The organism is Bordetella genomosp. 13, assembly GCF_007679965.1.
Lineage (GTDB): Bacteria > Pseudomonadota > Gammaproteobacteria > Burkholderiales > Burkholderiaceae_B > Bordetella.
In genome coordinates this window covers 387,200-407,465 of record NZ_VEHL01000002.1, presented here as the reverse complement: position 1 = coordinate 407,465, position 20,266 = coordinate 387,200, and the positions used below count along the sequence as shown (strand labels likewise).

The window sequence follows — 20,266 nt, the reverse complement described above, 5'->3', positions numbered from 1 at the left end:
CCGCCAGATGGCGGCGACGGGGCGCGCGGCCGGGAAAACACCTACATCACGAACTCGGGCGCATCCATCGGCGCGTTCAGGCGCGCGGCCTGCACGGCCGCGGGCGTGAGTTCGGGCGCCTGCGGACGGCGCATGCATTCCGTGCCGTCCAGGTCGTTCTCGTCGCCGCCGTTCAGCAGCGGACAGCCGGCGAACAATCCGGCCACCCAGTCGGAGAAGGCGCGCACCTTGGGCGACAGCTGGCGGCTTTGCAGGTACAGCAGCGAGATCGGCACGGCCGAGGGGCGCCACTGCGGCAGCACTTCGACCAGTTCGCCGCTGCGCAGGTGCGGCAGCGCCATGAATCGCGCGGTCTGGATCATCCCGAAGCCCTGCACGCCGCACTTCAGGTGCGCCATCCAGTCGTTGACCGACACCGCGCCCGCCACGTCGACCTGTTGTTCCTTGCCGTCGACCACGAAATCCCAGTTGCAGTTGCGGCCCGACGCCCAGAAATAATGCACCGCCTGGTGGCGCTGCAGGTCTTCCAGCGAGTGCGGCATGCCGTAGCGCGCCAGGTAGCTAGGCGAGGCGCAGGTGACCGACTGCAGGATGCCGATGCGGCGCGCCACCAGGCTGGAGTCTTCCAGCAGGCCGCCGCGGATGACGCAGTCGACCGCCTCCTGCACCAGGTCGACGCGGCGGTCGGACAGGCCGATGACCAATTCGACGTCGGGGTACTTGGTGTGGAACTCGCACAGCGAGGGGATCAGGATCTGGTTGCCGATGGACGGCGGCACGTCGATCCGCAACCGTCCCTGCGGGCGCGACGCGGCGTCCTGCAGGCACGCCTCGGTCTCCTCGACCTCGGCCAGGATGCGGGTGCTGTGCTTGTAGTACGCAGCGCCGTCGGGCGTCAGGCTGATGCGGCGCGTGGTGCGGTTCAGCAGGCGCACGCCCAGGTGGCGTTCGAGGTTCTGGATGATGGTGGTGACCGTGGTGCGGGGCAGCGCCAGCCCATCGGCCGCGCGCGTGAAGCTGTTCGCCTCGACGACGCGCACGAAGACCTGCATGGCTTGGAAGCGATCCATGGGTGTGTCCGGGAAGAAGGAGTGACGCCAGCATAACCCGGAAAGATCCCAGATTGTTCGGCCGGATCGACTAGTGTTGCCATGAAAACACTGTTTATCCAAGCCGACAAAGCTACCAGAATCTCACCGTCCAGAAGAAACCGTTCCGGCTGTTGCAGTGCAGCAGCGGCGTCACCCCCAGCAGCACGCCAGTCTCCGGGCCAGGTTTCTCCCCATCGATCTCAAGGAAATGCCATGACGGCTATTCGTCCCCGTTTTGCCGCGGTTGCTTTGGCGACCGCGCTGGCCGCCGCCGGCGGCGGCTACGCAGTATTCGGCCCCTCCACCGGGACGGGTACCGCACAGGCCCAGTCCGCCCCGCCCGCCGGCGCGGCGGTCGACGTCGCCCCGGCCTTCACCCGCCCCATCGTCGACTGGCAGCGCTATTCCGGCCGCCTGGAAGCCATCGACCGCGTCGACATCCGCCCGCTGGTCTCCGGCACCCTCACGCAGGTCCACTTCAAGGACGGCGCGCTGGTCAAGAAGGGCGACGTGCTGTTCACCATCGATCCGCGTCCGTATGCGGCCGAGGTCGACCGCGCCGCCGCCCAGCTGTCCGCCGCCCGTGCCCGGGTCTCGTATACCGCGTCCGACCTGGCGCGCGGCAAGCGCCTGATGGGCGAGAACGCCATCGCCCGCCGCGACTTCGAAGAGAAGGAAAACGCCGCCCGCGAAGCCGCCGCCAACCTGCAGGCCGCCCAGGCGGCCCTCGACACCGCCAAGATCAACCTGGGCTACACCCGCATCGCGGCCCCGGTGGACGGTCGCCTGTCGCGCGCCGAGGTCACCGTCGGCAACGTCGTGTCGGCCGGCGCCCAGTCGGTGCCGCTGACCACCCTGGTGTCGGTCGCCCAGCTGTATGCGTCGTTCGACGTGGACGAGCAGACCTTCCTGCGCTACGTGAATCCCAGCCGCGGCACGGGCGCTTCCGTGCCGGTGCAGCTGGGCCTGGCCAACGAGGACGGCTACTCGCGCGAAGGCACGGTGCAGTCGGTCGACAACCGCCTGGATCCGACCTCGGGCACGATCCGCGTGCGCGCCGTGTTCGACAACAAGGACGGCAGCCTGCTGCCCGGCCTGTACGCCCGCGTCCGCCTGGGCGGCAGCGCCCCGTACCAGGCCGTGCTGATCGACGAACGCGCCATCGGCACGGACCAGAGCAAGCGTTTCGTGCTGGTGGTCGGCGACGACAACCACGCCAATTACCGCGAAGTAAAACTGGGCGCCAACGTCGGCCCGCTGCGCGTGGTCGAGTCCGGCCTGAAGGCCGGCGAGCGCATCGTCGTCAATGGCCTGCAGCGCGTGCGCCCCGGCGACCTGGTCGCGCCCAACATGGTGTCCATGGACACCGCGCCGGACGCCGTCAAGACCGCATCGGCCAGCCTGAAGTAAGGCACCGACTGTTCGGAAGACACAACAATGAATATCTCCAAATTCTTCATCGACCGGCCCATCTTCGCGGGCGTGCTGTCGGTGCTGGTGCTGCTGGGTGGCCTGCTGGCCATGTTCCAGCTGCCCATCTCCGAGTACCCGGAAGTCGTGCCCCCGTCCGTCGTCGTGCGGGCGCAGTATCCCGGCGCCAACCCCAAGGTGATCGCCGAAACCGTCGCCTCGCCGCTGGAACAGCAGATCAACGGCGTCGAGGACATGATGTACATGCAGTCGCAGGCCAACAGCGACGGCAACCTGACGCTGACGGTCTACTTCAAGCTCGGCGTGGACGCGGACAAGGCGCAGCAACTGGTGCAGAACCGCGTCTCGCAGGCGCTGCCGCGCCTGCCGCCCGACGTGCAGCGCCTGGGCGTGACCACGGTCAAGAGCTCGCCCACGCTGACGCTGGTGGTGCACCTGATCTCGCCCGACGACCGCTATGACGCCACCTACCTGCGCAACTACGCGGTCATCAACGTGAAGGACCGCCTGTCGCGCATCACCGGCATCGGCGAAGTCACGGTGTGGGGCGCGGGCGACTATTCCATGCGCGTGTGGCTCGATCCGCAGAAGGTCGCGCAGCGCGGCATGACGGCCATGGAAGTGGTCAACGCCATCCGCGAGCAGAACGTGCAGGTCGCGGCCGGCACCATCGGCGCCTCGCCCAACGACGTGCCCATGCAGTTCTCGGTGAATGCACGCGGCCGCCTGCAAAGCGCGGAGGAGTTCAGCGACATCATCCTGAAGACCTCGTCCGACGGCGCCGTCACGCACCTGCGCGACGTGGCCCGCGTCGAGCTCGACTCGCAGGAATACGCGCTGCGCTCGCTGCTGGACAACAAACCCGCGGTGGGCATGGGCATCATGCAGTCGCCCGGCTCCAACGCGCTGGAAGTGTCCAGCCAGGTGCGCGCCGCCATGGCCGAGATGGCCAAGGACTTCCCGCCCTCGGTCGAATACCGCATCGAGTACGACCCCACGCAGTTCGTGCGTTCCAGTATCGAGGCCGTGGTGCACACGCTGCTTGAAGCCATCGCGCTGGTGGTGCTGGTGGTGATCATCTTCCTGCAGACCTGGCGCGCGTCCGTCATCCCGCTGCTGGCCGTGCCGGTGTCCATCATCGGCACCTTCGGGCTGCTGCTGATGTTCGGCTACTCGATCAACGCGCTGTCGCTGTTCGGCATGGTGCTGGCCATCGGCATCGTGGTGGACGACGCCATCGTGGTGGTCGAGAACGTCGAGCGCAACATCAGCGAGGGGCTGTCGCCACGCGACGCCACCTACAAGGCCATGCAGGAAGTCAGCGGGCCCATCATCGCCATCGCGCTGACGCTGTGCGCCGTGTTCGTGCCGCTGGCCTTCATGACGGGCCTGACCGGCCAGTTCTACAAGCAGTTCGCCATGACCATCGCCATCTCGACGGTGATCTCGGCCTTCAACTCGCTGACGCTGTCGCCCGCCCTGTCGGCAATGCTGCTCAAGGGCCACCACGACAAGCCCGACGCGCTGACCCGCGTGATGAACCGTCTTTTCGGGCCGTTCTTCAACTGGTTCAACCGCACGTTCAATCGCGCGTCCGACCGCTACGCCACCGGCGTGAGCGGCGTGGTCAAGCGCAAGGGCGGCTCGATGCTGGTGTACGCCGTGCTGCTGGGACTGACCGTGCTGATCGGCAACATCCTGCCGGGCGGCTTCATTCCGGCGCAGGACAAGCAGTACCTGATCGGCTTCGCGCAGCTGCCCAACGGCGCCTCGCTGGACCGCACCGAAGACGTGATCCGCCGCATGAGCGACATCGCCCTGAAGCAGCCTGGCGTGAAGAGCGCCATCGCCTTCCCGGGCCTGTCGATCAACGGCTTTACCAACAGCTCGAGCGCCGGCATCGTGTTCGTCACGCTGGACGACTTCGACAAGCGCACCACCTCCGACCTGTCGGGCAACGCCATCGCGGGCGCCCTGAACCAGCAGTTCGCCTCGATCAAGGACTCGACGGTCGCGGTCTTCCCGCCCCCGCCCATCCTGGGCCTGGGCACGCTGGGCGGCTTCAAGCTGCAGATCGAGGACCGCGGCGCGCAGGGCTACGAGGCGCTGGACCGCGCCACCCAGGCCTTCGTGGCCAAGGCCGCGCAGACGCCCGAACTGGGCCCGACCTTCTCGAACTACCAGATCGCCGTGCCGCAGCTGGACGTCGACCTGGACCGCGTGAAGGCCCGCCAGCTGGGCGTGCCGGTGACCGAGGTGTTCGACACCATGCAGGTCTACCTGGGTTCGGTGTACGTGAACGACTTCAACCGCTTCGGCCGCGTGTTCCAGGTGCGGGCCCAGGCCGACGCGCAGTTCCGCGCCCACCCCGAGGACATTCTGCAACTGAAGACCCGCAACGCCTCGGGCGACATGGTGCCGCTGTCGTCGCTGGTCACGGTCAAGCAGAGCTTCGGCCCCGAGATGGTGGTGCGCTACAACGGCTACACCGCCGCAGACATCAACGGCGGCCCCGGACCGGGCTTCTCGACCAACCAGGCGCAGGAAGCGGCCGCGCGCATCGCCGCGGAAACGCTGCCGCGCGGCTTCCAGGTCGAGTGGACCGACCTTGCCTACCAGCAGATGCTGGCCGGCAACGCGGGCCTGTGGGTGTTCCCGATCAGCGTGCTGCTGGTGTTCCTGGTGCTGGCCGCGCTGTACGAAAGCCTGACGCTGCCGCTGGCGGTCATCCTGATCGTGCCGATGAGCATCCTGGCCGCCCTGAGCGGGGTCTACTTCACCGGTGGCGACAACAACATCTTCACGCAGATCGGCCTGATGGTGCTGGTGGGGCTGTCCGCGAAGAACGCCATCCTGATCGTGGAGTTCGCCCGCGAACTGGAAATGGGCGGAAGCACGCCGCTGCAGGCCGCCATCGAGGCCAGCCGCCTGCGCCTGCGTCCCATCCTGATGACGTCCATCGCGTTCATCATGGGCGTGGTGCCGCTGGTGCTGTCCACCGGAGCGGGCGCGGAAATGCGCCAGGCCATGGGTATCGCCGTGTTCTTCGGCATGCTGGGCGTGACGCTGTTCGGCCTGTTCCTGACGCCGGTGTTCTACGTGCTGCTGCGCAAGCTGGGCAAGCGCCCGCTGCACAGCGCCGGCCACCACACCGCGCCGACGATCTCGCATCACCACACTGCCGAAGCCGACTGAGGAGCCAGCCATGACGCATACCATCAAACGCGGCTCCGCCCTGCTGTTCCTGCTGCTGACGCTGGCGGGCTGCGCGGTGGGCCCCGAGTACCACCGGCCCGAGGTCTCGACCCCGACGGCCTTCAAGGAAGCGGCGCCCGCCAACGACCTCGCCGGCCACGAGGCCGGTAACTGGCAGGCCGCCAAGCCGTCCGAGGACGCCCTGCGCGGCGACTGGTGGAAGGTCTTCAACGATCCGACGCTGGACGCGCTGCAGGCGCAGGCCCTGCAGGCCAACCAGACGCTGCAGGCCGCCGCCGCCCGGCTGTCGCAGGCCCGCGCCCTGCTGCGCGACGCGCGTTCCGACCAGTACCCGAACCTGGACGCGGGCATCGGCCCGTCGCGCCAGCGCGCCTCGCCAGCCTCGCAGGGCCTGCGCGACGACGGTCCGGCCAGCTCCACCACGCTGTGGCGTGCCCAGGCATCGGTCTCGTACGAGGTCGACCTGTTCGGCCGTGTCTCGTCCGGCGTGGAGGCCGCCAATGCCGACGCGCAGCAGAGCGCGGCGCTGTACCGTTCGGTGCTGCTGGCCCTGCAGGCCGACGTGGCCACGGGCTATTTCCAGGTGCGCCAGCTGGATGCCGAACTGCAGATCTACCGCCAGACGGTGGACTTGCGCGGCGCCTCGCTGAAGCTGATCCAGCAGCGCTACGACGCCGGCGACATCGGCGAACTGGACCTGGCCCGTTCGCGCGCCGAACTGGAGTCGGCACGCGCCGAGGCCGCCGGCGTGCAGCGCCAGCGCGCCGCCGCCGAGCACGCCCTGGCGGTGCTGCTGGGCAAGGCGCCGTCCGAATTCGACATGGCCGCGCAACCCCTGTCGCGCGTGGCCATCGACGTGCCGGCCGGCCTGCCCTCCACGCTGCTGGAACGCCGTCCCGACATCGCCGCGGCCGAGCGCGCCATGGCCGCCGCCAATGCGCGCGTCGGCGTGGCGAAGGCCGCGTTCTTCCCGCGCCTGGACATCACCGCGGCGGGCGGCTTCGAGTCCTCGGAACTGGGCAACCTGTTCCAGTGGTCCAGCCGCACGTTCCTGCTGGGCCCGCTGGTGGGCACGGCGCTGTCGATCCCGATCTTCGACGGCGGCCGCCGCCAGGCCGGCGTGGACCGCGCCCGCGCGGTGTACGAGGAAGACGTGGCCAACTACCGCCAGACGGTGCTGACCGCCTTCCGCGAAGTCGAGGACAACCTGTCCAACCTGCGCCTGCTGCGTGGCCAGACCGAGGCGCAGGAGGCCGCGTTGCAGGCCTCGACCCGCGCCGCCTCGCTGTCGCAGACGCAATACCGCGAAGGCTCGATCAGCTACCTGGACGTGATCGAGGCCGACCGCACGGTGCTGGTGCAGCAGCGCGCCTCGGTGCAGTTGAACGGCGAGCGCGCGCGCTCCACCGTGAACCTGATCCGCGCGCTGGGCGGCGGCTGGGATACGCCGTTGCCGGATATGGCGCCGCGCGCGCAGCAGGACGCGCCGGCGCAACAGGTGGCGGCGCAGTAGGCGTCGTTGCCTGATCGCCGCGACACGCGGCGGTTTCGGAGGGCCGGCACGGAGATCGTGCCGGCCCTTGTCCTTTGTGGCCAGCGACCGTGGGTGCGTTGCGGGTGGCGTTCGCGGAAGGGGGCGCCCGTGGATGGTGTCAGTGGATGGCGCTCAAGAGTTGCGATTGCCCGGCATGACGCCGCGCCGCGCGCCTCGTTCCTGCCCCTTCCTCGCCTAGCCGGTTAAGCTGGGGCCATGACGGTTTCCACCTCCCGCCCCGACCCGCGCGATACGCTGCGGATTTTCTTCGCGCTATGGCCCGAAGGCCGCGCGCGGGATGCCCTGGCGCCCTGGCAGCAACGCGCCCACGCGCATTGCGGCGGCCGGCCGATGCGGCCCGACACGCTGCACCTGACGCTGGCCTTCCTGGGAGAGGCCACGCGCGCGCAGGCCGAGACCCTGATCGCGCATACGCGGCAGGACCGCATCGAACCGGGGGAACTCCTGCTGTCGCGCTACGGCACGTTTCCCAGGCAGGGGATCGTGCATGCGTGTCCCGACGCGGCGGTGTCCGGCGGGGACCGGCCGCGCGTGGAGACGTCCGGCGTGGATACGGCCGACGTGGATACGGCCGACGTGGATACGGCCGACGTGGATACGGCCGGCGTGGCCACGCACGACACGCCATCTCCCGGCATCCACGCCATGCACACGCTGAACGATCGCCTGTGGACGGCCCTGCAGGCGCTCGGCTGGCAGCGCGAAGCCCGGCCCTTCCGCCCACACGTCACGCTGCTGCGCAAGGCCGATTGCGCCTCGCTGCCCGAGCCTCCCGCCGAACCGGTCCTGTGGGCCTATCGGCATTACGTGCTGGTCTCGTCCGAACCCAGCATGGGCACGGCGCAATACCGCGTACTGGCACGCAGCGGCGAATCCGACGCCTAGGCAGCCAATGCGGCCAAGGCATCGCTCGACGCATCCCCGGCCGGCCCGCTGAAACGGCGCCGGTAGGCGCTGGGCGTCAGCCCGACGAGGTTCTGGAAACGCGTGCGGAAGGTCACCGGGGAATCGAAGCCTGCCGCGCGGGCCACCTGGTCTATCGATAGCGCGGTCGTTTCCAGCAACTCCTGGGCGCGGCGCACCCGCGACTTCAACAGCCACTGGATCGGGGTCGTTCCCGTCTGTTCGCGAAATCGCCGGGCAAACGTGCGCGGACTCATGCAGGCGCGCGACGCCAGGGCCGCCACGTCGATGCGCTGGTCCAGGTTGGCCAGCATCCAGTCGAACAGCGGCGCGAGGCCGGCGGCCGGCGCGGGCGTGGACTGCGGGATGAACTGCGCCTGCCCGCCATCGCGATGCAGCGGCGCGACGGCCAGCCGCGCCGCTTGCGAAGCGACGGCCTGGCCGTGATGGCGGCGCACCAGGTGCAGGCACATGTCCAGCCCGGCGGACGCTCCGGCCGACGTGACGATATCGCCGTCATCCACGAACAGCACGCCGGGATCGACGTCGATGGCCGGGTAGTGCCGGGCCAGTTCGCTGGCCGCCGCCCAATGCGTGGTCGCGCGGCGGCCATCCAGCAGGCCCGCCGCGGCCAGCACGAAAGCGCCCGTGCAGATCGAGGCGATCAGCGCGCCGCGCTGCCGCGCCGCCCGCAGCGCCTTCACCACGGCGGGCGGAATGGGCCGGAAGGGATCTTCGATGCCCGGCACGATCACCATGTCCGCCTGCACGACCTGGTCGAGCCGCCAGGGCACGTGGATGTCGAAGGGCGCCGCGTGCACCTTGGCGGTCTGCGAGCAGGCCAGGACGCGGTAGGCGCACCGGCCGCCTTGCAGCCGCACGCGCGAGAACACGTCGCATGCGATGCCCATGTCGTAGGGAACGAAATCAGGCAGGACGAGAACGGCAACGGTGCGCATGCGGGGCTCCAGCACGGGATATCCGATCGGAATTCTACCAATGCGGGTTGGCAGGAAATGATGGGTTTTCGTCATTTCTGCCACTCACGCGAGGCCTGCGCGGGCCGCTATAAATACCCATCCCCGGTCCGAAGGAGACGCCGCGTGACCCCGTCCACCCGCGAAGCCGAACTGGCGCAATTGCGTCGGCTGGAGCTGTTTTCCGTGCTGGAAGGCACGACCCTGCTGTTGCTGGTCTTCCTCGCGGTGCCGCTGAAGCACCTGGGCGGCTGGCCCTACGGCGTACAGGCGCTGGGCCCGCTGCATGGCCTGGCCTTCCTGGCCTATCTGTGGGTGCTCGTGCAGACGGTGGCCGGCGCGGCCTGGAGCCGGCCCGACGTGCTGCGCCTGCTGCTGCTGGCCATCGTGCCGTTCGGCGGCTTCGTCAACGCCAGCTTCCTGGCGCGCAGGATCACGGCCCTGCGCATGGAGCGCGCGGCATGAGTCTCGCGATGCTCTATCCGTGGATGAAGGCCCTGCACGTGGCCGCCGCGCTGGTCTTCGCGGGCGGCGTGCTGGCCGTGGCGGTGTTCCTGCGCGTGATGCGCGGCCAGGCCAGCGTGCTGCGGGCCCATGCCCCCGCGATGCGGCGGTGGGATCGCCGTGTCACGACGCCCGCCATGCTGCTGGTATGGGCGCTGGGCGTCGCGCTGGCCGGTTCGGGCTACTGGTCCGGCAGCGTGTGGCTGCCTTTGAAGGCAGTGCTGGTGATCGTGCTGTCCGCCCTGCACGGCGTGCAGTCGGGCCGCCTGCGCCGCGCCGGCCAGGACGGCGAGCCCGCTGCCCCTTGGAGCATGGCTGCGCCGTCGATGGTGGTTCTCCTGGCAGTCGTCGGCATCCTGGCGACGGCCAAGCCTTTCTGACTCGCCGGCCGCCGGGCGAAAGGCGTCTATCCGCGCCGCCCTGCCGCGCGGGCGATACGGCGCGCCCGCAGGCGCCGCCACCACAGCCACGCGCCGCTGATACCCAGCACACCCAGCGCCAGTCCCGCCAGCGCCGTCACCGCCTGCAGCGGCACGCCGCCCAGCTCGCCGGTATGCAGCGGATAGATGACGGTGTTCAGGCGCACGGCCACGTCCATCTCGTCCCAGCGTCGGGCCGACAGGACCGTGCCGTCGCGCGGGTCCAGCCAGATCGTGGACATGCCGTTGGGGTGCGGCTCGCCCGCCACGCGCATGCGTATCCGCACCGGCCGGTGCGGCTGCGGCGCCAACATGACGTACCCCACCTGCCCATCGGGATAGACGGCCTGGGCGCGCGCCACCAGCACGTCCAGCGGCAGTGCATCGGCGGGCTCGCCGCGCAGCGCCGGCACGGCGGCGGGCGTGGAACCCGCCAGCGCATTGATCCACGCGCCTATCGGCCGCCATGCCATGAAGGCGCCGGTGGCGACCGACACGGCCAGCACCAGGCCCAGCACGGCGCCGCCCGTGCGATGCACGTCGAACAGTCCGCGCAGCAGGCCCTTGCGCAATTCGATACGCAACGACGGCGGCCAGCGCTTCGGCCACCACAGCACCAGGCCGGTGGCCAGCAGGGCCAGATAGGCCAATGATGCCCAGGCCAGCACGGCCTTGCCGGTCGACTCCATCAGCAATGCGCTGTGCAGGCGGAACAGCGTGTTGACGAAGCCTTCGTCCTCGCCGCGCCGGCCTTGTTCCGCGCCAGTGGCGGGATCCAGGTAGACCGTGCCGCGCCAGGCGCCGCGCACCAGCACCTGCAAGGTTTCGCCCGCCTGGCGCGGTGGACGCAGCGTCATGCCGGCGTCAGCGCCGAATTCGGCCTGGATGGACGCGCGCACGGCGTCCAGCGGCACGGCGCCTCGCGCGGCATCGGCATGCGCGGCATCGCCCCGCGCCAGGTAGCCCTGCGCCACCTCGCGGTGCGCCACGAAATACCCCGGGTGCGCCCATTCGTCCAGCGGCCGCGCCACGACCAGCAGCGCGCCGGTCAGGCCGGCCAGGATCAGCAGCCAGCCCAGCGTCAGGGCCGTCCAGCGGTGGCACGTCAGCCACAGGGCGCGCAGGCGCTGCATCGTGCGCCGTTCAGAACGCCAGGCGCGTCTGCACGTAGAACATGCGCGGCGCGCCGACCATGCGGCCGCCGTCGCTGTCGATGTTGCGCGTGTAGTAGCGGTTGTCGAACAGGTTGTTCACGCCGGCCACGATGCTGCTGCCCGCTGCGTTCGGAATCTGCCAGCTGGCCTGGAAGTTCCAGATCGAGAAGCCCGGCACGCGGCCGGTGATGGCGTCCGCCGATTCGTCCCGGGTGTTGGCGGCGTCGGTGTAATTGCCGCTCTGCATCGTGGTGGAGAGGTCGAAGGCCCACGCGCGCAGCGCATATCGCGCGCCCAGCGTGCCGGTCTGGCGCGAGTTGAACGGCACTTCCTTGCCCTCGTCCTCGCCGGATTTCTGAATGGCGCGCGTGTACGTGTAGTTGGCATACACGTTGAAGCCCGCCAACGGCCCCTCCTTGTCGAAGTCGTAGTCCCAGGCGAACTCCACGCCGTTGTGCTGCGTCGCTCCGAGGTTGCGGAACACGGCGGGATTGGTGCCCGGGATGGACAGGATCTGGTTGTCGAAGCGCAGGTTGAACACCGTGAACTCGGCATGCATCTGCTTGCCCGACCAGCGCGTGCCGGCCTCGACCGTCTTGGCGATCTCGGGGCGCAGCGGGTTGGTGGCCGACATCGAGTTCAGCTGCGTGTACTGCACCGCGCCGAAGGAGGTGTTGTAGTTCGTGTACAGCGTCAGGTTGGGGTTGACCAGGTAGGCGATGTTCAGCGACGGCAGCGCCTTGCGGTTGCGCTGCTCGAACGGTTCGTCGTCGGTGCCCTGCTGGTGGCGGTCGCTGTCGATGCGCTCGTAGCGCACGCCCGGCGTGACGCGCCACGAGCCATACGCGATGCGGTCGTCGATGTAGAACGAATGCGCGCGCGTGCCGTTGACGAACACCGTGGCGGGATTGGCCCGTCCGCTGGACAGCAGCGTGTTGTAGCGCTTGTCCTCGCCGGTCTCGCGGATGTAGCGGTAGCCCACCGTCACGTCATGCGTGGTGGAACCCAGTTCGAAGCGCTGCGTGTAGCGCGGCTCGATGCCCGTGACGTGGTTGTCGCGCGGCTGGAAGTCGTTGCGGCCCGCCGCCACGTTGATCAGCGAGCTTTCGCGCGAACTGTTGTAGCGGTAGGCGCGCACCTCGAACTCCTGCGTGTCCGAGATCGTGTTCAGGTAGCCGACGTCCAGGCCCTTGCGCTCGCCCTTCCAGTAATCGGTGGGACGCGTGTTCTGGAAGGGATCGTCGCGATACTGCTCCCGCGTCAGGCCGCCCGGCGTCATGGACTTCACGTCGTAGTACGAGAACTTGCCATACACCTCGGACGAGGGCGTCAGCTCGTAGCGCCACTTCAGCGCCAGGTCGTTGTACTGGTCGTCGCTGCCATCCCGCCATTGCCGGCCGTCCATGCCCGAATACAGCAGCGCCAGGCCGAAGCCGTTGTCCAGCTGGCTGCCCAGGAAGGTGCTGTACTGCGTATTGCCGCCGCCTTCGCCGAACAGGTTGTAGCGCAGCGAGGCATCGCCCGTCAGTCCCGGCTCGGTGGGAATGGCGCGCGTCTTGAAGTTGATGATGCCGCCCACGTTCTGCGGGCCATAGCGCACCGCGCCGCCGCCGCGCACCACGTCGATGGAATCGATGTTGGCCAGGCTGACCGGGGCCATCACCAGATTGGGCTGGCCATAGGGCGCCATGGCCAGCGGAATGCCGTCCAGCAGCATCGTCGAGCGCGACGAGTTGCGCCCCGACAGGCCGCGCACGCCCACGTGCAGGCCCACCGAACTGCCTGCCGCGCTGGTACTGCCGTTGATCTGCACGCCGGGCACCCGGCGCAGCACGTCGGACACGCTGGTCGCGCCGCTCTGCTCGATCTCATTGCGCTGCACCAGCGTGCGCGCGCCGCCGAAGCTGCGCACGCTGTTCTCCAGGCCGGTGCCCAGCCAGCTGCCGCTGACCTGGATAGCCTCCAGCGTGGACGCGCCGCCGCCCGCCGCGGCGGGCGCGGCCGGCACGGCGGACGCCGGCGCATTGCCCTGCAGGACATAGCCATTGTCGGCATGCGGCACCGCGCGCAGGCCGCTGCCCTGCAGCAGTTGCGCAAGCCCTTGCGCCACGGTGTAGCTGCCGCGCAGTCCCTCGCTGGCGTGGCCGTCGGTCTGCTCCGGACGGAACGACAGCGTGATGCCGGCCTGGCCGGCGAAGGCGGACAGGGCATCGGCCAGGGAACCCGCGGCCACGGCATAGTCGCGGGCCTGGGCCTGCGGCGCGGCGGCAGCCTGCTGGGCCAGGACGCTGGGCGCGTACCCCGCGGCCGACAGCGTCAGCGCCACGGCCGCGGCCAGGCGCGCCTTGATTTGCTTGGATTGCAATGCCACGTTCCCTTTCCTTTGCGTGCGCGGTTGATTCGTTCGGAGGCAATGCCGAACGAGCGGCGTCGAAAGGGACACGGAAAATTGTAAAAGTCAGCCCGAGCGCGGCAGCACGGTGATCCAGTACGGCGTGCGGCGCACCACGCGCACCGGCAGCGTCTGCTCGACGATGTCCAGCACCCGGTCGGTATCGGCCAACTGGAACGCCCCGGACAGGCGCAGGCCGGCCACGGCCGGGTCGCATCGCACGATGCCGGAGCGATAGCGCGACAGCTCCTGCAGGAAGTCGCCCAGCCGGGTCCGATCGGCATACATCACGCCGCGCGTCCAGCCCGGCGCCGCGTCCGCGTCGGAGGGCGCAGTGGACGTGGCGGGCGCAACGGCGCGCGGGGCCTCGATGGCGGCGGCGGTGAAACAGGCCCGCTGGCCGGCATCCAGCACCACGGAGCGTGCCCCGCCCTGCGGCGAAATCTCGACGCGATGCTCCAGCACCTCGATACAGGTGGCGTCCCCATCGCCGCCCAGCTGCCGCACCACGAAGCGCGTGCCCAGGGCGCGCAGCCGGCCATGGCGGGTCTGCACGAAGAAGGGCCGCGCGCCGGCATCGCGCGCGGTCTGCACGTAGATCTCGCCCTGCTGCAGCCGCACCAGCCGTTCGCCGGGGGAATAGCGCACGTCCAGCGCGGTGCCCGTGTTCATGGCCAGCCGGCTGCCGTCGTCCAGCACCAGCTCGCGGCTTTCGCCGATGGCGGTGCGGTAATCGGAGGACCATTCCTGCCATGGGGCCCGGCGATAGCCCAGCCATCCGGCGGACAGCGTGCCGCCCAGCAGGGCCAGGGTCTTGAGGGCTGCGCGGCGATTGGTGCGCGCCTGGCGCGCCAGCACGGGCACGCCCAGCGCGGCGGGCACGGCGCCGAACTGCAGGCTCAGGCGCTCGGCTTTCTGCCAGGCCTGTTCGTGAGCCACTTCGGCCTGCCGCCAGCGTCGGCAGGCCTCGTGATCCGCAGGCCCCGCATGACCCGAATGCAGCAGGGCCAGCCAGCGGGCGGCCTGGCGGATCACGCCGGGATCCATCGGCGCGGAAGGCTGGCGATGCATCATGCCGTTCAGTCCATCAGCGCCAGGCAATGCGCGAAACCATCGGCCATGTAGCGCTTGATGGTGCGTTCGCTCAAGCCCACCCGCTCGGCGATCTGCGCATAGCTCAGGCCTTCCAGCTGCGACAGCACGAAGACCTCGCGCGCCTTGGGCGCCAGGCCGGCCAGCATGCGGTCCAGCGCCTGCAGGGCCTGCCACATGGCCAGTTGTTCCTCGGGGGATGGCGCGGTCTGCGCGGGCAGCGCGGCCACGGCGTCCAGCCAGGCGCTTTCCAGCGACCGGCGCCGCCACAGGTCGTTGATCAGCCCGCGGGCGATGGTGACCAGATAGGCGCGCGGTTCGCGCACGCCGGGCAGTTCGTCGGGCTTGAGCAGCACGCGCACGAAGGTGTCCTGCGCCAGGTCCGCCGCGTCGTCGCCGCAACCGAGCCGGCGGCGCAGCCATTGGTGCAGCCAACCATGATTGCCTTCGTACAGGGCTTGGAGCGATGCGGCGGGAACGGGAGCGGAAGACACGGTGTCCTCGGGGCGGTCAGGACGAGGCGATGCGCACGACGACGGCCAGGCGCGAGCCGAAACCGCAAATGATAGCAATAAGCATTTCTGAGCGGTGGCGGTTTTTTAAGAGGCCGTATCGACAAGGCCCGAAGAATGGGTTGGGCACGGCCGGACTGCAGCGCCGCCGGAAGGCAGGAAGGGGATGGTTTCCAGCGGGATGCCGCCGGCACCATGCCCGGTCCCGCGGCAAGCGGCCGCCGTGGCACAATCGCCCCGCCTGTCCCGACTTACGAGGTGCCCCGATCATGCTGATTTTGCTGGACCAGGACGGCGTGCTGGCCGATTTCGAACACGCGTTCCTTGCCGCGTGGCGCGAGCGGTATGCGGACATCCCTCCCGTCGAATTCGCGGACCGCAAGTCCTTCCACCTGCTGGAAGACTATCCGCCCGAACTGCGCGCGCAGGCCGAGGCGATCTACACCGCCCCCGGCTTCATCGCCGGCCTGCCGCCCGTGCCGGGCGCCATCGAGGCGTTCCGCGAACTGCTGGCGCTGGGCATGGACGTGCGCATCTGTTCGTCGCCGCTGCGCCAGTACGAGAACTGCGTGGCGGAAAAGTACCAGTGGGTCGAGCGCCACCTGGGCCGCCCCGCCACCGAGCGCCTGATCCTGACGCGCGACAAGACGCTGGTACAGGGCGATCTGCTGATCGACGACCGGCCGCGCATCGAGGGCGCCGCACGGCCGCGCTGGCGCCATGTCATCTACGACGCGCCCTACAACCGCCAGGAGACCGGCCGTCCCCGCCTGACGTGGGCCAATTGGCGCAACGTGCTGGCGGGCGAGCTGTACGCGTCGGACGGCTGACCTCCGCGTCGGCATCGCGCGCACGACGCGGCGCGGGCGCGTGCCGCGCGCTGGCGCTTCGACGCTACGCGCGCCAGGGCCGTCGCGCCACCCGCGCAACCGCTATGCCGGCCTGTCGCCCCGCAGCGTGATCCGGTGCATCACCCGCCGAAAGCCGTGATAGTCGTTGACCGGGTTGTGCATGGCGCAGCGGTTGTCCCAGAACGCGATGGCGTTGGGCGTCCAGGCAAAGCGACAGGTGAACTCCGGCTTGATCTGGTGCTGGAACAGGAACTGCAGCAGCGGAGCGCTTTCCTCGTCGGTCAGGCCCTTGATGCCGGCCGTGTGCGCCGTGTTCAGGTACAGCGCCTTGCGCCCCGTTTCGGGATGCGTGCGCACCAGGGGATGCTCGGCCTGGTATTGTTGCGGCGCGCCTTCCTTGCCGTCGCTCTTGATGCGGTCTTCGCGCGTGCGCGACACGTCCGCCTTGGCCGAGGTGCTGATGCCCACCAGGCCGTCCAGCAGGCGCTTCATGGTGTCGGACAACGCCTCGTAGGCCAGGTACTGGTTGGCGAACAGGGTGTCGCCGCCATAGGGCGGGATCTCGCGCGACAGCAGCATCGAGCCCATGGGCGGCTCTTGCAGATAGGTGGTGTCGGAATGCCAGACGCCGCCGAAATTGCTGCGCTCGTGCTCCAGCTTCTTCACCTCGATGATCTGCGGGTAGCCGTCGAGCCCCTTCACGAAAGGGTACTCGATGGGCTCGCCCATGACGGAGGCGAAGTCGAGGAACTGCGCGGGCGTGAGGTCCTGTCCGCGCAGGAAGATGACCTGATGATCGAGCAGCGCCCGGCGCACCTGGGCCGCCTGTTCGCCGCGCAGCGGCTGGGTCAGGTCCACACCCGAGATCTCGGCGCCCAGGGCGCCCGCGATTTTCTTGATGTCCAACGTCGTCTCCGAATCCGGTGTCGCGCATCGCCGTGCGCTGAATCGTCATTCTAGTGCGGTCTGGTGCATCCATGTCGCGCCGCAGCGTGACGCGGATACGGTCTTTCTGTATTCTGAATACAGAAAACGGTTGGGAGACCGCCATGCTGAAGCCGCTGCCCACCCCGGGCGACCTGGTGCAGACCGTCTACCTGGAACTGCGCGAAGCCGTCATCGGCGGAACGCTGGCGCCGGGTTCGCGCCTGGGCCAGGAAGACCTGGCCGCCCGCTTCGGCATCTCGCGCCAGCCCGTGCTGCAGGCCCTGGCGCAGCTGGAGCGCGACGGCCTGGCCGTGCGCGCGGATGGGCGCGGCACGCTGCAGGTGGCGCCGCTGGACCCGCAGCTGGTGCAGGAGTTCTACCAGCTGCGCGCCGAGGTGGACGCGCTGGCGGCGCGGCTTGCCGCAGAACGCATCCAGGCCGGCGAGGCGCCCGCGCTGCCGGATGCGCTGGTCGAACGCGGCCACGCCGCCCTGCGCCGCGCCCGCATGCCAGCGCTCATCGCCGCCGACACGCAACTGCATCGCGCCATCTACGAGGCCTCGGGCAACCGCCTGGTGGCCGCGCTGATGGAGCCGCAATGGGGCCACCTGGAACGCGTGATGTCCGCCGTGCTGGAACCCGCGGCCGTGCGCGCCGGCGTGTGGGACGAGCACGCCGCCATCGTGGCCGCCATCAACGCGGGCGACGCGAAGCTCGCCGCCCGGCTGGCGCGCGAGCACGCGGTGCGCGCCGCCGAAGGATTGATGCCGCGGCTGGAGCAGCGCTCGGCGGCTTGAAGCCGGCGCGACGCCCTTCGCCGCGCCGCGCGCATCGGCAGACATTCCATCGCGGCATCCGCGGCACCACGGCATCACCGCCCGCAGTTCCCCGAAGCACCCGCAGCATCCGCGACACCCGCAGTCTTCGCAGTTCCCCGCAGCAGACAGCATCCCCACCAGCCGGCCGGCGTGCCGGCGCTTTCAGAAGCCGGCGCCAGCCGGCCTGTCATCCGGAGACGACGATGCAACTGACCCAAGCGCAACTCGATCAATTCGAACGGGACGGCTACCTGTTCTTTCCCGCCCTGTTCTCCCCCGAGGAGATCTCCAAGCTGACCGACGAGGTGCCGCGCCTGTACGCGCAGGACCGCCCCGAGAACGTGCGCGAGAAGAACGGCGGCGCGGTACGCACCAACTTCGCGGCGCATATGTACAGCGGCCCGTTCGCGCGCCTGGCGCGCCACCCGCGCATGGTGCGGCCGGTGGAACAGCTGTTCGGCGAGCAGGTGTACATGCACCAGTTCAAGATCAACGGCAAGAACGCCTTCGACGGCGACGTCTGGCAATGGCACCAGGACTACGGCACCTGGCTGAACGACGACCTGATGCCCACGCCGCGCGCCATGAACGTGGCGATCTTCCTGGACGAGGTCAACGAGTTCAACGGCCCGCTGATGTTCATCCCCGGCAGCCATCGCATGGGCGTGCTGGAGGCCGGCCATGACTTGACCACCACCAGCTATCCGCTGTGGACCATCAACAACGGCAACATCCGCACGCTGGTGGACAAGGCCGGCGGACGCGAGGGCGGCATCGTCGCGCCCAAGGGGCCGGCGGGATCGATGCTGCTGTTCCACTCGTGTCTGGTGCACGCATCCACGTCGAACCTCAGCCCGTGGAACCGCGTCAGCGTCTACCTGAGCCTGTGCGCGCTCTCCAATCACATCCGGCGCCACAAGCGCGTGGAATGGATCGCGCACCGCGACTTCACGCCCATCGAATGCCTGCCGGACGACTGCCTGCGAAAGGACTATCCTGTGGACTTGCCCTGGCAGCACGGCACGCCGCCGGCGGCCGCTCGCACGTCGCTGGAACCCCTCGAGGAGGCCGTTCAATGAATCTGCACCGCATGCTCAAGCAACGCGAAGCCGACGACAAGCCGCTGCGCGTGGCGCTCATCGGCGCCGGCAAGTTCGGTTCGATGTTCCTCAGCCAGGCGCAGCGCACGCCCGGCATGCGGCTGGTGGCCGTGGCCGACCTGGCGCCCGACCGCGCGCGCGCCGCCCTCACCAAGGTCGGCTGGCCGGCCGCCGCGTTGAACGCCGGCAGCGTCCACGAAGCCGTGAAGTCGCGCAAGGTCTACTTCAGCGACGATGCAGAGGCGGTGATCGCCGACCCCGGCGTGGAAATCGTCATCGACGCCACCGGCAATCCCGCCGCCGGCATCCGCCACGTGCTGGCCTGCTGCGAGCACGGCAAGCACATCATCATGGTCAACGTGGAGGCCGATGCGCTGGCCGGCCCCTTGCTGGCCAAGCGCGCGCGCGAAGCGGGCATCGTGTATTCGCTGGCCTATGGCGACCAGCCGGCCCTGATCTGCGAGATGGTCGACTGGGCGCGCACCAGCGGCTTCGAGGTCGTGGCGGCCGGCAAGGGCACCAAGTACCTGCCCGAGTTCCACACATCCACGCCGGACACCGTGTGGCCGTACTACGGCTTCACCGACGAGATGGTGGCCGCGGGCGACTTCAACGCGCAGATGTTCAACAGCTTCCTGGACGGCACCAAGAGCGCCATCGAGATGGCCGCCGTGGCCAACGCGACGGGGCTGGCGCCCTCGCCCACCGGCCTGCATTTTCCGCCGTGCGGCGTGGACGACCTGGCGCGCGTGCTGCGGCCGCGCGAAGACGGCGGCATCCTGCACCATCGCGGCCAGGTCGAGGTGATCTCGTCGCTGGAGCGCGACGGACGCCCGGTGTTCCGCGACCTGCGCTGGGGCGTCTACGTCACGCTGGCGGGCGACAGCGACTACGTCCGGCGCTGCTTCAACGAGTACGGCCTGATCACCGACCCCGGCGGCAACTACACGGCCATGTACAAGCCCTACCACCTGATCGGGCTGGAGCTGGGCATCAGCGTGGCCAGCGTCGGGCTGCGCCGCGAGCCCACCGGATCGCCCGCCGGCTGGCACGGCGACGTGGTGGCCACGGCCAAGCGCAACCTGCAGGCCGGCCAGGAGCTGGACGGCGAAGGCGGCTACACGGTGTACGGGCAACTGGTTCCGGCGCGCGTGTCGGTGGGCGACGGCTACCTGCCGTTGGGCCTGGCGCACAAGGTGCAACTGAAGCACGCCGTGAAGCAGGGCCAGGCGGTGCGCTGGGACGACGTCGAGTTCGACGACAACGCGATGGCGGTGCGGTTCAGGAGGGAGATGGAGCAGACGTTCGGTTGACGATTTCGCCT

At 69.3% G+C, this 20,266-nt stretch carries 17 protein-coding genes; 10 read left to right on the top strand and 7 right to left on the bottom strand.

The features are described 5' to 3' along the window. Window positions 1–41 precede the first annotated feature (41 nt). Window positions 42–1,070, bottom strand: coding sequence for a LysR family transcriptional regulator (locus FS845_RS07750; protein ID WP_144632291.1), 1,029 nt, complete (start codon window positions 1,068–1,070; stop codon window positions 42–44). Window positions 1,071–1,304: 234 nt separating this feature from the next. Here FS845_RS07750 and FS845_RS07745 point away from each other — a divergent pair, with 234 nt between their 5' ends. The 4 genes from FS845_RS07745 (at window position 1,305) to FS845_RS07730 (ending at window position 8,178) form a co-directional block, all read left to right on the top strand. Next, window positions 1,305–2,501: an efflux RND transporter periplasmic adaptor subunit gene (locus tag FS845_RS07745; RefSeq protein WP_144632288.1), complete on the top strand. Its 1,197-nt coding sequence runs from the start codon at window positions 1,305–1,307 to the stop codon at window positions 2,499–2,501. A 27-nt stretch (window positions 2,502–2,528) separates the two neighbouring features. Then, window positions 2,529–5,717: an efflux RND transporter permease subunit gene (locus tag FS845_RS07740; protein ID WP_144632285.1), complete on the top strand. Its 3,189-nt coding sequence runs from the start codon at window positions 2,529–2,531 to the stop codon at window positions 5,715–5,717. Window positions 5,718–5,727: 10 nt separating this feature from the next. Continuing rightward, window positions 5,728–7,251, top strand: a complete 1,524-nt coding sequence (locus tag FS845_RS07735) for an efflux transporter outer membrane subunit (protein ID WP_144632282.1) — start codon at window positions 5,728–5,730, stop codon at window positions 7,249–7,251. Window positions 7,252–7,488: 237 nt separating this feature from the next. Next, complete coding sequence (locus FS845_RS07730; protein ID WP_144632279.1) at window positions 7,489–8,178, top strand: 2'-5' RNA ligase family protein; 690 nt, start codon at window positions 7,489–7,491, stop codon at window positions 8,176–8,178. On the opposite strand, the gene FS845_RS07725 is transcribed toward FS845_RS07730, so the two are convergent. Continuing rightward, window positions 8,175–9,155, bottom strand: a complete 981-nt coding sequence (locus FS845_RS07725) for a GlxA family transcriptional regulator (RefSeq protein WP_144632276.1) — start codon at window positions 9,153–9,155, stop codon at window positions 8,175–8,177. The genes FS845_RS07730 and FS845_RS07725 overlap by 4 nt on opposite strands. A gap of 144 nt (window positions 9,156–9,299) precedes the next feature. Between FS845_RS07725 and FS845_RS07720 the strand changes: the two genes are divergently transcribed. After that, complete coding sequence (locus tag FS845_RS07720; RefSeq protein WP_260986204.1) at window positions 9,300–9,638, top strand: DUF3817 domain-containing protein; 339 nt, start codon at window positions 9,300–9,302, stop codon at window positions 9,636–9,638. After that, entirely contained in the window at window positions 9,635–10,057 is a 423-nt protein-coding gene (locus FS845_RS07715; RefSeq protein WP_144632269.1) for a CopD family protein, read from the top strand. Before FS845_RS07720 ends, FS845_RS07715 begins: the two co-directional genes overlap by 4 nt. Before the next feature lie 26 nt (window positions 10,058–10,083). Here FS845_RS07715 and FS845_RS07710 read toward each other — a convergent pair whose 3' ends face one another. The 4 genes from FS845_RS07710 to FS845_RS07695 all read right to left on the bottom strand — a co-directional run bounded on the left by FS845_RS07710 (window position 10,084) and on the right by FS845_RS07695 (window position 15,228). Then, the gene (locus FS845_RS07710; RefSeq protein WP_144632265.1) at window positions 10,084–11,229 is read right to left on the bottom strand and encodes a PepSY-associated TM helix domain-containing protein; all 1,146 of its coding nucleotides are present in this window, start codon (window positions 11,227–11,229) and stop codon (window positions 10,084–10,086) included. Window positions 11,230–11,239: 10 nt separating this feature from the next. Next, window positions 11,240–13,621, bottom strand: coding sequence for a TonB-dependent siderophore receptor (locus tag FS845_RS07705; RefSeq protein ID WP_260986203.1), 2,382 nt, complete (start codon window positions 13,619–13,621; stop codon window positions 11,240–11,242). 87 nt (window positions 13,622–13,708) lie between these two features. Further along, window positions 13,709–14,716 (bottom strand): FecR domain-containing protein, encoded by a 1,008-nt coding sequence (locus FS845_RS07700; RefSeq protein WP_260986202.1) that lies wholly within the window; start codon window positions 14,714–14,716, stop codon window positions 13,709–13,711. 5 nt (window positions 14,717–14,721) lie between these two features. After that, complete coding sequence (locus FS845_RS07695) at window positions 14,722–15,228, bottom strand: sigma-70 family RNA polymerase sigma factor (protein WP_144632260.1); 507 nt, start codon at window positions 15,226–15,228, stop codon at window positions 14,722–14,724. Window positions 15,229–15,515: 287 nt separating this feature from the next. On the opposite strand from FS845_RS07695, the gene FS845_RS07690 reads away from it, so the two are divergent. Further along, the gene (locus FS845_RS07690) at window positions 15,516–16,076 is read left to right on the top strand and encodes a 5'-3'-deoxyribonucleotidase (protein WP_144632257.1); all 561 of its coding nucleotides are present in this window, start codon (window positions 15,516–15,518) and stop codon (window positions 16,074–16,076) included. A 102-nt stretch (window positions 16,077–16,178) separates the two neighbouring features. Here FS845_RS07690 and FS845_RS07685 read toward each other — a convergent pair whose 3' ends face one another. After that, window positions 16,179–17,003 (bottom strand): TauD/TfdA dioxygenase family protein, encoded by an 825-nt coding sequence (locus tag FS845_RS07685; RefSeq protein WP_144632254.1) that lies wholly within the window; start codon window positions 17,001–17,003, stop codon window positions 16,179–16,181. Window positions 17,004–17,146: 143 nt separating this feature from the next. On the opposite strand from FS845_RS07685, the gene FS845_RS07680 reads away from it, so the two are divergent. The 3 genes from FS845_RS07680 (at window position 17,147) to FS845_RS07670 (ending at window position 20,255) form a co-directional block, all read left to right on the top strand. Then, complete coding sequence (locus tag FS845_RS07680) at window positions 17,147–17,821, top strand: GntR family transcriptional regulator (protein WP_144632251.1); 675 nt, start codon at window positions 17,147–17,149, stop codon at window positions 17,819–17,821. A gap of 224 nt (window positions 17,822–18,045) precedes the next feature. After that, window positions 18,046–18,921, top strand: coding sequence for a phytanoyl-CoA dioxygenase family protein (locus tag FS845_RS07675; protein WP_144632248.1), 876 nt, complete (start codon window positions 18,046–18,048; stop codon window positions 18,919–18,921). Then, window positions 18,918–20,255 (top strand): NAD(P)H-dependent oxidoreductase, encoded by a 1,338-nt coding sequence (locus FS845_RS07670; RefSeq protein ID WP_144632245.1) that lies wholly within the window; start codon window positions 18,918–18,920, stop codon window positions 20,253–20,255. The genes FS845_RS07675 and FS845_RS07670 overlap by 4 nt, the downstream gene beginning before the upstream one ends. Window positions 20,256–20,266: the final 11 nt, after the last annotated feature.